Below are 13,981 nucleotides of genomic sequence, written 5' to 3' on the forward strand. Positions count from 1 at the left end.
ATCATAATAAGTTATTGAAATGAAGCAAATAGCATTTTTAGTAGTGGCTGTTTTTTTAACAACTGCGTGTTGTCAAAACACAAAGAAGGAGCCATCTACCCAAACTACTCAAAAGCAGCTTACCCCTTTAATGGGCTGGGCCAGCTGGAATCAGTATCGAGTAAATATATCAGAAGACATTATTAAAAAGCAGGCCGATGCCTTGGTGTCAAGTGGTTTAAAAGAGGCGGGCTATAACTTTATAAACATCGACGATGGCTTTTTTGGAGGTCGTGATGAGCAGGGAAATATTATTCCGCATCCAACCCGTTTTCCAAATGGAATGAAAGTAATTGCGGATTATATTCACAGTAAAGGGCTAAAGGCAGGAATTTATTCCGATGCGGGCATCAATACGTGTGCATCGTACTGGGATAAAGATACCATTGGTGTGGGCATGGGGCTTTATGGCCATGATCGTCAGGATTTGACCTTGATGCTCAAAGACTGGGGCTACGATTTTATTAAAGTAGACTGGTGTGGTGGCCAGTGGCTGGGCCTGGATGAAGAAACCCGTTATACCGAAATTGCAAATATCATCAAGGAAATTAAACCAGGCACAATCTATAACATTTGTCGGTGGGAATTCCCCGGAATATGGGCAACTTCTATTGCTGATTCATGGCGCATATCGGGCGATATTGATAATAAATTCCACTCCATTTTGCACATTATCGATTTGAATGCTGACCTGTGGAAGCATGCCTCTCCCGGTCATTTTAACGACATGGATATGCTACAGGTTGGCCGTGGCATGAGTTATGAGGAAGATAAAGCGCATTTTTCAATGTGGTGCATGATGAACTCGCCGCTTATGGCAGGCAATGACCTTAGCACCATGTCGGAACAAACACTTGAAATTCTAACCAACAAAGAAGTTATCGCCTTAAATCAGGACCCTTTGTGTTACCAGGCACGTCGCATCATCGACCTGGGTGAATTGGAAGTGTGGGGCAAACCATTGGGATCAACCATGAGTGGAGAAGTGGCAGTGGCCTTACTGAACCGCGGCGAAACACCAGCGTCAATGGAATTTGAATTGGAGGCGGTTGGAATCGATGCAACACGAGGCTATACCTACCGCGATTTGTGGGCTAAACATACCTCAGAAACATTAAACGATAAGAGCCTGTGCTTTGATGTGCCAGCTCATGGAGTAGTTGTTTTGCGCCTCAAAGGTCAGTCAAAACCCTATAATGTATACCAGTACAAATAATTAATATAAAGCCAATTAATAATGAGAAATTTGCTTTTAGGCCTGATTGGACTGCTGTGCTGCTTGAGTACGGCAGCCAGTTATAATCCGGAATTTTCCACGGCTGGATTTTTCCAGTTACAGAATACAGGCCGTGAAGTCTATTCAATGAATGTTGCGTGGCGTTTTTATAAAGGAAGTAATAGCGAGGCCTACAAAAATAATTTTGATGACAGTAACTGGGAGGTAGTGGCACTGCCACACGGAATCGAATATTTGCCAACGGAGGCCAGTGGGGGTATTAACTACCAGGGCGAAGTATGGTATCGGAAGCATTTCGAACCGGCCCCAGCGATCAAAGGGAAAAAACTGTTTTTGCACTTTGAAGGCATCATGGGCAAGTCAAAAGTATGGATAAACGGCCAGCTGGTGAAGAAGCATTTTGGTGGTTTCCTGCCTGTTATTGCCGATGTAACCAACTACATTAACTGGGAGGGCGATAATGTTATTGCCGTGTTGGCCGACAACAGCAACGATCCCTTATATCCTCCGGGGAAACCTCAGGAAATGCTTGACTTTGCCTACTTTGGAGGGATTTACCGCGATTGTTGGCTGGTAGCACACAATAACGTGTACGTTACAGACCCTAATTTTGAGGACGAGGTGGCTGGCGGAGGCCTGCTGGTAGCTTTTGATAAGGTGTCGGAGCAAAGTGCCGAATTGGTGCTTAAAGCGCATGTTCGCAATGAGCAGGCAGGTGCTTTTAGGGGAACCATCGAGTACGAACTAAAGGATCGTGAAGGAAATCAAGTGATGGAATCAGCGGCCAAGTTGCGCCTTAAAGGGCGTAATGCCAAAAGCGTAAGCCTGACAGCCCATGTGACCGATCCAAAGCTTTGGTCACCCGATTCGCCGTTCCTGTACAATCTGTTAGTAAGGGTTAAAGACGAAAATGGTCAGGTGATTGATGGCTACCGCAAGCGCATTGGTATCCGCAGCCTTGAGTTTAAAGGCGAGCAGGGCTTTTGGCTCAACGGTAAACCTTATCCACAACCACTGATTGGAGCGAATCGCCATCAGGATTTCGCTATTCTGGGCAATGCACTGCCCAATAGTTTGCACTGGCGCGATGCCAAAAAATTGAGAGACGTAGGCTTAAAAGTCATCAGGAATGCCCATTATCCGCAAGATCCGGCTTTTATGGATGCCTGTGATGAATTGGGATTGTTTGTTATTGTGAACACACCCGGCTGGCAGTTCTGGAACGAAGATCCCATCTTTGAAAAGCGCGTTTATCACGATATACGAAACATGGTTCGCCGCGACAGAAATCATGTGAGTGTTTGGTTGTGGGAGCCAATTTTAAATGAAACCTGGTATCCTGATTATTTTGCAAAAAACACCCGCAACATCGTTGAAGAGGAGTTTCCTTTTGATGGGTGCTACTGCGCGTGCGATGCGGAAGCCAAAGGGAACGAACATTTCGATATCTTATTTGGCCATCCAACCAACGGCGATGATTTGGGCGGCGTAAAACATCTGGATCCAAATAAAACCTATTTTACACGTGAATGGGGCGATAATGTGGATGATTGGAACTCTCATAACTCACCCAGCCGTGTTAACAGAGCCTGGGGAGAGCAGGCCATGCTGATACAAGCGAAACATTATGCAAAGCCCGATTATAAGGCGACCAGCTTTGATGCGCTGTACCGCGCTAACCGACAGCATGTAGGAGGCTGCCTGTGGCACTCTTTTGATCACCAGAGGGGCTATCATCCGGATCCGTTCTATGGAGGTATTATGGATGCATTTCGTCAGCCAAAGTATGCCTACGAACTATTTAAAGCACAGCGCTCTTCAGAGAGTAGCGACCAGCTGGCAGAAAACGGACCGAGCGTTTTCATCGCCCATGAGATGACGCCTTTTTCGTCACCTGATGTGACTGTGTACTCAAACTGCGATGAGGTACGTCTGCAGGTATTCCAGGATGGGAAAGAGTATGTATATAAGAAAGAGGCAACTGGCGATGGCATCCCCAATCCGATAATCGTTTTTGAGGATGTGTATGATTTTATGGCCGATAAAGCATTGTCGCGTAAGAAGCGACAGAATGAAGTATTTATGCAGGCCGATGGATATATTAATGGCAATAAGGTATGCTCACACCGAATTACACCGGCCAGAAGACCGCATAAGCTGGTGCTTTGGGTCGATGATGAAGGCGTTGAATTAACTGCAAACGGGTCAGATTGCGTGACTGTGGTGGCTGGTGTAGCTGATAAGAACGGAAACATCAAGCGTCTCAATAATTATTTTGTAAAACTTGAGGTAACGGGAGAAGGGCAGTTAATAGGCGATGCGTCCATAATGGCCAACCCTCGTCCGGTTGTGTGGGGAACAGCTCCGGCCTTGATTCAGTCCACAACAAAAGCGGGACTTATTAAAATTTCTGCCTCTGTATTAATGCCGGGAAGTCAAGTGCCTTTAAGTGCTGAGTTAGAGCTGACAAGTGTGGCATCTGCCAACAAGTTACTGTATAGCCAGCAGGAGTGGCAAGATCGTGCACAGACGATGCGCCAGGAAACAACCACTAATCAGGCTGGCGATGACGAGCTGAAAAAGGAGTTGGAGCGTCTTAGAAAAGAGCTAAACGACCTGAAATTAAAGGAAGTGGAACGTCAGCAAGAGGCTTTTGGAGAAGGAGGAAAATAAATGAATAAAGGAGATATGAAGCAGTTTTGTTTAAGCCTGGTACTTCTGGCTTTCTTTACGCTTGCTGCAGTGGGACAGCAAAAGGGGACAATCATCCCACAACCCGTGTCTGTACAAATGGGCGAGGGGAATTTTGAAATTACGGAAAAAACGACCATCAGTTTTAATGCTGATCAGCCGGAGTTAGAGCAGGCTGCCCGTTTCTTTACTAAAGCCATTGAGAAAATTTCGGGTTACGACCTGAAGCTAAATAAAGGGCAGGCGCAAGACATCCAACTATCGCTGAGTAAAGCAGAATCTCTGGGGCAGGAAGGGTACCGTTTGCTGGTTACACCATCGCATATAGAGATAGTGGCCAATGCAAAAGCAGGAATAATTTATGGGTTGCAATCGGTATTGCAAATGCTGCCGCCTATACGCACGAATGCTCCATTGGTATTACCAAGTTTGGAAATTGAGGATTATCCAAGGTTTAAGTGGCGGGGAATGCATTTAGATGTAAGTCGTCATTTTTTTGGGCCCGAAGTGATTAAGGAATACATTGATTTAATGGCTTCGTACAAAATGAATGTTTTCCACTGGCACCTGGTGGACGATACCGGTTGGCGCATTGAAATTAAACAATATCCTAAATTAACCGATATAGGTGCCTGGCGGGTAGATTATAATCATTTGCCCTGGACAGAGCGTCCGCAAGCTAAAGCCGGCCAAGTGCCTACTTATGGAGGCTATTACACTCAGGAGCAAGTTCGCGAGATCATTGCCTATGCGTCAGAGCGGAATATTACAATTGTTCCGGAGATTGAAATGCCTGGTCACGTGGCTTCTGCCATTGCCTCGTATCCAGAGTTTTCGTGTAACAAGCAAGCGCAGCTGCCGCTTACAGGAGGTAATTACGACAATATTTACTCCAATTATTGTGCTGGCGATGATGCAGTTTTCACCTTTCTTGAAAATATTTTAACGGAAGTCATTGACTTATTTCCATCAGAATACATACATATCGGTGGCGATGAGGTCAATAAAGAATCGTGGACGAAATGTGCCAGCTGTCAGAAGCGCATGAAAAGTGAAGGTTTGAAAGATGAGAATGAGCTGCAGAGCTACTTTATCAAACGCATCGAAAAATTCTTGGTCAGCAAAAATCGGAAACTGATTGGATGGGATGAGATACTGGAAGGTGGTCTGGCTCCTCAGGCAACAGTGATGAGCTGGAGAGGCGAAAAAGGGGGCATCGAAGCTGCCAACATGGGGCATGATGTGGTGATGACGCCAGGTAAACCCTGTTATTTCGATCACTATCAGGCGGGCCCCGCTGGGGAACCCCTGGCCATTGGCGGTTTCAACACTCTGAAAACCGTTTATGACTATGAACCGGTACCAGCTGAGTTGTCCCAAAAGAATGCCGGGCATGTGCTGGGAGCTCAGGCGAATGTATGGACGGAGTTTATAACCACCGTCGAACACCTCGAATACATGGTTTTACCACGTATGGCTGCATTGGCTGAGGTGGTGTGGACGCCACAGGAGAACAAGGATTGGAGCAGTTTTAATCAGCGCATCCGCAAACAGTTTAAAGTGTATGAACAGAAAGGTTTAAACTACTGTGTAGGCAATGCTACGGTGGCCATTCAACCCGTTTCCGAAGGTGGTCAGTTAACGGTTGAGCTATCAACCGAGCTGCCTGGTGCTGAAATTGTTTACACACTGGATGGTGAGGATCCAACAGTTGAGAGCCAAAAGTATACCGCCCCGCTGGTGATTGATGCTTCAGTGCAGCTCAAGGCTTCATCGGTGGTTAATGGCAAGGTGATGGGCATGGCGCCTAACAGCCAGTATTTTGTTATGCATGAAGCCATTGGTCATGCGGTAGAGTACAAGAACGCGTTCAGCTCTTCTTATAAAGCCGACGGGCCAAACTCACTAACAGATGGCGTGCGCGGAACAACAAATGTTGTGCAATATTGGCATGGTTTTAATGGGCAGGATGTGGAGGCCACCATCGATTTAGGCCAGGTAACGGACGTGAAGCGCATCACCTTGGGTTGCTTACAAAAATACCGCGACTGGATTTTCATGCCACAGGAGGTGGTATTTGAAGTGTCGCTTGATGGGCGCCGGTTTAAAAAGGTTGGGACTATAAGTAATCCTATTGCTCCATCCTCCGAAGAAGTTATTCATGATTTTACCATTGATCTAAATGCCAAACAAGCCCGTTACATCCGTGTAAAAGCCCAAAGCAATGTTTGTCCGCAAGGACATAATGGGGAAGGAAAACCGGCCTGGGTTTTTGTCGATGAACTCATAGTCGAATAAGCTGTCTTTCTCAAAGGAGTTATTGACTCTAATTCAGACAGAATAAATGATAAGCCAAAAAGCGACATTGCCAACCAGCGATGTCGCTTTTTGGCTTTTTTGTTGTCCTGTTCTTACATCAGTTGCCCATAAAGCCCATATCAAAACTTCCTGCTAAGGCCTGTTACACCAGCATCTATTGAAGCTTAGGTATTATCCATTTAAACAGTGTTTAAGGGCAAGCCCTAACACACTATACCAGACAAGGCGGAGTGGGCAGAACGTAGCTTTCAACGATAGTTTATTGTGCATATCAATAATTTCTTTCATACCTTTAAGAGTGTACATAACAATCTAATACCTATACATATGATAAAAAACATTGCCGTAGTTGGTCTCGGAAAAGTAGGCTCTTTGGTGGCCATTCTTCTTAACAAGTCCTTTCAGGTGCACGGTTTCGATTCGCAGCCACTTACCAGCCCTTTCCCCTTGCAAAGTTCAATTATTGACATTTCCGATCACTCAGCTACCCTGGAGCAGCTTAAATCATTCGATGCTGTTGTTTCCTGCTTGCCATATAAGTACAATATCGTTATCGCGAAGGTGGCTCACCAACTTGGCATACATTATTTTGATTTAACCGAGGATATTAAAACATCAGTCGAAATACAGGCACTTGCCGAAACTTCAAAAGGAGTGATGGCGCCTCAATGTGGCCTGGCTCCCGGATACATTGCCATTGTGGGCTATGATCTCATCAAGAAGTTTACCCGGCTCAGAGACGTTGAGTTGCGTGTAGGAGCGCTGCCCAGGTATCCCAACGGGCTGTTAGGTTACTCCTTTAACTGGTCTCCGGCCGGTGTGATCAATGAGTACATTGAAGATGCTGAAGTCATCGCCAACGGCAAGAGAAAATTTGTTTCGTCCTTAATGGGGCTTGAAACCATCAACATTGAGGGGCGCGAATATGAGGCTTTTTACACGAGTGGCGGCCTGGGAACGCTCTGTAAAACCTTAGAGGGCAAGGTCGATACATTAAATTACAAGACAATACGGTATCCGGGACATGCCCGGCTCATGCGGTTTTTAATCACAGAGCTTATTTTAAAGGATAAAAGAGACATTCTGGAAGAAGTGCTAACCATTGCCAAACCACCTGTTAACGAAGACATGGTGCATGTTTATGCGGCCGTTGAAGGTTGGCAAACCGATCGGCTCTTTCGGGAGGAGTTTTTCCAAACCTATCTGCCACAAACGATCGATGGCAAGGAGTACCGGGCAATATCCTGGACAACAGCAGCCAGTGTATGCAGTGTTGTTGAGCTGGTAAGTCAGGGGAAAACCGCTTTAAAAGGTTATTTGAAACAAGAAGATATTAGTCTGGATGATTTTCTGTCAACAAGCTATGGACAGTATTATAAAAACCAAATGTAGCATGGATACACTTAATCAAATACTGGAAGGATTAATGACCCGTTATCAGCAGCGGGTGAGTGATGTTAAAAAAATTACTCAGGCTCTTAAGGAGCGGGGAATTATTCAAGAGTTGTCCGATATTGAAAACGACCATATCGCTTTCAGGACAATTGGGGTGCCGCAGCTGGGGATTCAATCGCTGGAAAAAATATTTTTACACCATGGTTACCAGCCCAGAGACGATTATTATTTTGAGCAGAAAAAAATCGATGCCCGCTGGTATGCACCGCCCGAAGATAGGTTGCCACGCATTTTCATAAGCGAACTGCGGGTGGATGATTTTCCTTCGTCCATTCAAAAGCTGATACACTCATTTACCGATGAAGTAAAAAGCGATCCGGTGGACGACTTGGATCTTAACGATGCCGCAAAGGTTGATGAATTTTTACACTCACCTCTTTGGCGCACACCAAGCTGGAATGAATTCAATACCTTGGCAGAGGTCAGTGAATATGCTTCGTGGACGATTTATAATAAGTACTACCTGAACCATTTTACCATAAGTGTTCATAATTTGCCGGAGCCCTTTAATACCTTGGAAGAGTTTAATAAGCTGCTGTTGCATATTGGCATCAACTTAAACAATGCAGGTGGACTTATAAAAGTCAGTCGCGATGGGCTGCTGAAACAAAGCTCATCGGTTTCACAAATGATTGATGCCACCTTTGCGGGTAATGAGATTCATAAAATATCTGGCAGTTATGTGGAATTTGCCGAACGAAAAATATTGCCCGAATTTACACACCTTCCTGCCGATAAAATTGGAAGAGCGCACAGGCGAGAAGGCTTTGAAACTGCCAATGCCGATAAAATTTTTGAAAGCACCTATTCCAGCCAAACACGTAAAAATGTGAACTGACGGTTTCAGTTTTAGCGATATCAGATTTCAAAAATATTGGTGTTGGTTACCAGGTTTCTTTTAATAAGGTTTTAAAAGACTGACACCTCCAAATGACATTAAAGGATACAGCAACGTATCCATTTACTTAAATTTTAAAAAAATATGCTGCAAAATATTCTTGATCATTTTCAAATAAATGGAGTTAACGAGGGCTCCTGGACGGGTCAACAGTCTGTAATCTCCAGCGGTTCACTTCTCGAAGTTCTGTCGCCCCATAATAATCAGCCCATTGCCTCCATTAAACTTACCGATAAACAGGCGTATCAAAAAGTAGTCGAAGAAGCACAGGGAGCTTTCTTGAAATGGCGTAATGTCCCGGCTCCAAAGCGCGGTGAAATTGTGCGGCAGTTTGGGCATAAACTCAGGGAAGAGAAAGAGATGCTGTCGAAACTGGTAGCTCACGAAATGGGGAAAAGCCTGCAGGAGAGTTATGGGGAAGTGCAGGAGATGATTGATATTTGTGATTTCGCAGTTGGCTTATCGCGTCAGCTTTATGGACTTACCATGCATAGCGAACGCCCGATGCACCGCATGTATGAGCAGTGGCATCCTTTGGGTGTTGTGGGCATTATATCGGCCTTTAATTTCCCGGTGGCAGTTTGGAGTTGGAACAGTGCCATAGCCTGGGTATGCGGGAATGTTTGTATCTGGAAAGCTTCAGAAAAAACGCCACTCACCGCTTTGGTATGCCAAAAACTCATTGCCGAAATACTGGTAGCCAATCAGCTGCCTCAAGGTATTAGCTGCCTGATAAGCGGTGCCAGAGAAGTGGGAGAGTGGATGAGCGAGGATAATCGTTTGCCTTTAATTTCGGCCACCGGCTCGGTGCCGATGGGTAAGGCGGTTGGGCAAACTGTTGCCAAACGATTTGGTAAGTCGCTACTGGAGTTGGGGGGCAATAATGCCATGATCATTACCGAAAATGCGGATCTGAACATTGCCATTCCGGCCGCCTATTTTGGAGCCATTGGAACCAGCGGACAGCGCTGTACTTCCACCCGGCGCCTCATCGTTCACCGTTCTGTGCTGGAGGAGGTGATTAGCCGCTTAGTGAATGCTTATGCGCAAATTACTATTGGCGATCCTTTAGATGCTAAAACACATATGGGCCCGTTGGTCGACAAGCTGGCTGTGGAGAGCTATCTGGCTGGTATTGACGTGTGCAAGAAACTAGGCGGGCAGATGCTTGTGGAGGGCGGACGTTTGGAGGCCGACCACCTGAAAAACGGCTGCTATGTTACGCCATCCATTGCCTTGGTCGATGCCAGTTTTCCTAATCTTCAAAAGGAACTGTTTGCACCCTTGCTTTACATCATCGCTTATGATGATTTGAAAGAGGCGGTAAAAATTCAAAACGATGTACCACAAGGCTTATCATCGACCATTATGACAACGAATATCCGCGAGGCCGAATACTTTTTGTCGCACAATGGAAGCGACTGTGGTATTGCCAATGTGAACATCGGCACATCAGGAGCTGAAATTGGCGGGGCTTTTGGCGGTGAGAAGGAAACAGGCGGCGGTCGGGAGAGCGGCAGTGATGCCTGGCGAAATTACATGCGCCGCCAAACGGTGACAATTAATTACTCAGATGAATTGCCATTATCTCAAGGCATCAAATTTGAACTTTGAAACAGATAAAACAGCGTTTTGAAACCGCTAAGCACGCAAAAATGAATGGTATTTTCAGTTTTGCGTGTCTGGCGGTTTTGTTTTTTGAACACAACTCCCTTAGGCAAAGGGCTTTTCGCGTAGGCTGGCTTACAGATCAAACTGAGTAACAGCCGATGTTTGATAGCCAATCCTGACGGCCCGGGCAACAATCTTTTTATGGGTGAATGAGTTTACAGGGGCCTATCTGAGCTACCTCAAGGAAATCAGGCAGAATCAGCCAAAGGCCAATATTTACTGCATCACCCTCACACATACGCGGGCAGAGGGCAATGAGCGAACAGGGGTGAAGCCCAATGAGTATAGTAGGGCCTTGAAACACCTCGTGTACCAGCTCCAGTCAGAGGGGGACAGGCGCCTTTACCTCATTGAGGGCGATAAGATCACCTCCGAATCCAATCTGCGCCCCGATGTGTTGAGCGACAAAGTCCACTTTGGTATTCAAGGGGCCGCCATGTTTGCCAACGAGCTGGCAGAACGCCTGACGCCTTCGATGCCATAAAATGATACATGCTAATAACTGTAACCTGTGCATCCCGGAGTTGTTTATGACGCTTCGGGATGCTTTTTTTAATCATTTTCGTCTCCAATTATTGGCATGCCTGCCAGGTTTGAGTGTCTCGGCTTAGAGGAGCGACTGGGCTGGGCACAAAAAAACCCGCCAGACAACAGGTGCCCAACGGGTTCAACTATAGCAACTAAAAAAAAGTATTCACCAGCTTATAAAATTTGAGCGCGAACGCTGTTTATCAAGCATCGGTTACTTCATCGGCACCATTGCTCGATGAAGGGGTGGATGCATTCGGACTTGGTAAGGAATAACGGGCCCGGCGAGCCTCGTCGTTGGCATAAATAATTTGGGCCATTTCGCTTACCGGTGTCAGCAATTTGTATAACTCATTAAGCTTCTCAACGCGTTGCTGGGTGAGCAGCCCCCGTTCTTTTTTAAACAGCTCCTGAGCCGTTTCCGCCTCCTGTAGCTCCTGGTGGAGCTGCGGCAGGCTGTCAAGAAGGCCTTCACTACAACCGGCCTCCAGCAACGCTGTTCTGTAGCTTTGTGTCACCTTGGTAAAATCTCCCATAAACAACAGCATGGTGCCATGGTTGCGCCGTGCTTTGGCAATGTCATTAAAGCCAAACTGGTTATGCACCGCTGTATTGCCCGGAAATGCTTTGTTCACAAAAAATTTGATGGTTCGGAACGCCGAATTACAGGCTGCCATAGCCTCTTGAACGGCCTGTGTTTTCTCTGCCATCTCATCCACTATGACCATATCTGTTTTGAGGGCCATTACACTGGCCAGGCTTGTTTTCAGGTCGGCCTGATAGCTGTCGGGAAACGTGGTGTCAAAGGTTTTAAACGCCTCAAAATCTTCCGGTATCACCTCAGCTATACGGTTCCCATAGCGAAGCAGGACTGCATCGCTTAAATTGTAAGTTCTCTCGGTTTTTTTCATGCCTTAAAGTTTTAATGGTTAATGAATAGGATAAAGAAAAGGGTGCCTTGTTTGACACAAGGGAGCTTGGTGCATGGTTTAAGGGGGTGATGGTGGTTGGCTTCATCACTCCGATATTCCTGAGTCTGTTTATTGATCCTCACCGCTAATAAGCAGAAGGAATTTGTTAATAATGTCCTGTCAATCCATAATAAGCACTGGGAAACCTTTAATAAGGCTGTGCCCCATCTCAATAAGCAACAGGCAAGGTTTAATAAGTAGATGGAAATTATTAATAAGGTGCTGTCCGTCCTTAATAAGCAGGTGGAAAGCCTCAATAATGTGCTTACCATCTTTAATAAGTGATAGACACGTTTCAATAAGCAGATAGAAAACGTTAATAACGCCCTGTCGGTCTTTAATCAGTGTCTCAAAGCTTCAATAAGGTGCTGATTAGTTTCAGCGGGAGGATGGAAAGACCTATTAACTAAAGCTTTTATGATTGGAACTTAACAGGCAGGGACGAAAATGTGTGCGGTATCAGTATGTCAAAGAACGGCGCCTAAGCATAGTGGCTTAAGTCTTTTGAAAATTCTTTAAATACCGATTAGTTAGTGTTTGTTGGTGCCTGATTGGCAGAACCAGCAAAACCGGGAATGAAAATAAGACATTTTTCATAAAAAACAATAGATCTGCTTCATTTAGTAGTAAATACGCTAAGTTATGCATGGGAAATATGGGGGTCTTTCTGTGCTTATTGATGAAATATTTAGTAAAGCTACAAATGTAGTATTTCAGCATTTTATCAATAGTTACTCCCTGTATTAGGCCTTATTAAACAGGTGTTTGATTATTATTACCTCCTTTTTGTAACCTTTTAAGTGTTTTGATATATACTAATCAAAATTTATAAACACCTCAAACAATAAAGTTAAACACAAATGAACAAACTAATTATTACTGCAGCCTTGATATTTGGACTCCTGGCTGCTTGTGGTCCTCCAAAGAAAACACAGCTCGTTGGAACCTGGGAAAAAGTGGACGAAGTGAATGAACTGGAAATAGAGCCGCTAATCGAATTTGGGGATACTACCTCGGAGCCGCTGGAAGTATTACTGCTGTTTAGGGAGGATGGCACTATGAAAGTGAAGCAGGGCAGCCAAAGTACGGATGTCCGATACCGCCTTAATGACAATGAATTGACCCTGGGTAACAGGCAGTATGAACTGGTAAAGGTGGATGCTGACAGCCTGGTTTTAAAGGATATCACCGTTTTGGAAGCATTGGCCTTTACCCATATATACGTTCGAACCAATAAACGCATAGGCGATAAATAAACACCATTGCCGAATTAACCCATTGCGCCATGAAGGATGTATCAATACAGCTCAAAAGCAGTCCTTCATGGCCATATTTATTATACCTCACTAATTATGGATACACTAAAAATGCGATTTACATTTTTGCTAATTGTATGCTCTCTTTTTGAAATGGCCCATTCCCAAAATACCATCGTCACCTACTATGATACGCATTGGAAAGAGGTAGGTAAGGAGCAGGCTGCTTACTATCGGGAAGCCTTTAGGGGCAAAGGGCGTCGCTGTCACGTCAGGGATTATTTTATAAATGGTCAGCTGCAAATGAGTGGGACCTACCGAAGCAGCCTGCAGGAGAAGCGGCAGGGCTATTTTGAATATTTCTATCCCAGCGGAGGGCGACGCTCGCATGGCGAGTATAAAAACGACAAAATGAAGGGAGAATGGAAATGGTACCGCGAAGATGGCTCGGTAAGCTCCATTGAGCATTATAAACGCGGCAAATTAAAGGCCTTTACATTTTGGGATGAAAATGGGAAGCAACTGGAAGGCGAGCAGAATATCTATGAACTGGCCCAGTTTGTAGGAGGCCCGGAGGCCTTGGCCAATTTTATTGCGACTACTGTTGTGTATCCTCCGGAGGCCCAGCAGAATGGGGTGAGCGGACGAGTTTTTGTTTCTTTTATTGTTAATGAAAACGGCTTTGTAGAAAATGTTGCCATCGAACGCTCGGCGCACAGCGACCTGAATAATGAAGCCATGAGGGTGGTGAAATTACTGCCTCGATGGATTCCTGGGAGGCATCATAATTTGCCCTCGGATATATCTTTTACCGTTCCCATTAACTTTGTGTTGGAATAAGTGTCGAAGAAAATACAACGGCCATCCGTCGGATCAACTGGCAATAGCTGGTAAGAGTTTTGTGTTTTTAGCGGGT

10 protein-coding genes are annotated in these 13,981 nt (G+C 45.3%); 9 read left to right on the top strand and 1 reads right to left on the bottom strand.

The annotated features are described in order from the left end of the window. The first annotated feature begins 19 nt into the window (after positions 1 to 19). The 7 genes from ACSX1H_RS08105 to ACSX1H_RS08135 all read left to right on the top strand — a co-directional run bounded on the left by ACSX1H_RS08105 (position 20) and on the right by ACSX1H_RS08135 (position 10,794). On the top strand, positions 20 to 1,255 hold the full coding sequence (locus ACSX1H_RS08105) for a glycoside hydrolase family 27 protein (protein WP_439183347.1): 1,236 nt from the start codon (positions 20 to 22) through the stop codon (positions 1,253 to 1,255). Between the two features lie 21 nt (positions 1,256 to 1,276). Then, positions 1,277 to 3,949, top strand: a complete 2,673-nt coding sequence (locus tag ACSX1H_RS08110) for a glycoside hydrolase family 2 TIM barrel-domain containing protein (protein ID WP_439183348.1) — start codon at positions 1,277 to 1,279, stop codon at positions 3,947 to 3,949. After that, the gene (locus ACSX1H_RS08115; RefSeq protein ID WP_439183349.1) at positions 3,950 to 6,265 is read left to right on the top strand and encodes a glycoside hydrolase family 20 protein; all 2,316 of its coding nucleotides are present in this window, start codon (positions 3,950 to 3,952) and stop codon (positions 6,263 to 6,265) included. A gap of 348 nt (positions 6,266 to 6,613) precedes the next feature. Continuing rightward, complete coding sequence (locus tag ACSX1H_RS08120) at positions 6,614 to 7,678, top strand: saccharopine dehydrogenase family protein (protein ID WP_439183350.1); 1,065 nt, start codon at positions 6,614 to 6,616, stop codon at positions 7,676 to 7,678. A 1-nt stretch (position 7,679) separates the two neighbouring features. Continuing rightward, on the top strand, positions 7,680 to 8,579 hold the full coding sequence (locus ACSX1H_RS08125) for a DUF1338 domain-containing protein (protein WP_439183351.1): 900 nt from the start codon (positions 7,680 to 7,682) through the stop codon (positions 8,577 to 8,579). A gap of 144 nt (positions 8,580 to 8,723) precedes the next feature. Next, the gene (gene amaB / locus ACSX1H_RS08130) at positions 8,724 to 10,253 is read left to right on the top strand and encodes an L-piperidine-6-carboxylate dehydrogenase (protein ID WP_439183352.1); all 1,530 of its coding nucleotides are present in this window, start codon (positions 8,724 to 8,726) and stop codon (positions 10,251 to 10,253) included. 202 nt (positions 10,254 to 10,455) lie between these two features. Next, positions 10,456 to 10,794, top strand: coding sequence for an SGNH/GDSL hydrolase family protein (locus ACSX1H_RS08135; protein WP_439183353.1), 339 nt, complete (start codon positions 10,456 to 10,458; stop codon positions 10,792 to 10,794). A 247-nt stretch (positions 10,795 to 11,041) separates the two neighbouring features. Here the strand turns inward: ACSX1H_RS08135 and ACSX1H_RS08140 are convergent, their stop codons facing one another. Continuing rightward, entirely contained in the window at positions 11,042 to 11,749 is a 708-nt protein-coding gene (locus ACSX1H_RS08140; RefSeq protein WP_439183354.1) for a hypothetical protein, read from the bottom strand. Positions 11,750 to 12,669: 920 nt separating this feature from the next. Here ACSX1H_RS08140 and ACSX1H_RS08145 point away from each other — a divergent pair. Continuing rightward, positions 12,670 to 13,065, top strand: coding sequence for a hypothetical protein (locus tag ACSX1H_RS08145; protein WP_439183355.1), 396 nt, complete (start codon positions 12,670 to 12,672; stop codon positions 13,063 to 13,065). A gap of 96 nt (positions 13,066 to 13,161) precedes the next feature. Further along, complete coding sequence (locus ACSX1H_RS08150) at positions 13,162 to 13,905, top strand: TonB family protein (RefSeq protein WP_439183356.1); 744 nt, start codon at positions 13,162 to 13,164, stop codon at positions 13,903 to 13,905. Positions 13,906 to 13,981: the final 76 nt, after the last annotated feature.

Origin of the sequence: Carboxylicivirga taeanensis, assembly GCF_051851475.1 — a bacterium.
Lineage (GTDB): Bacteria > Bacteroidota > Bacteroidia > Bacteroidales > Marinilabiliaceae > Carboxylicivirga > Carboxylicivirga taeanensis.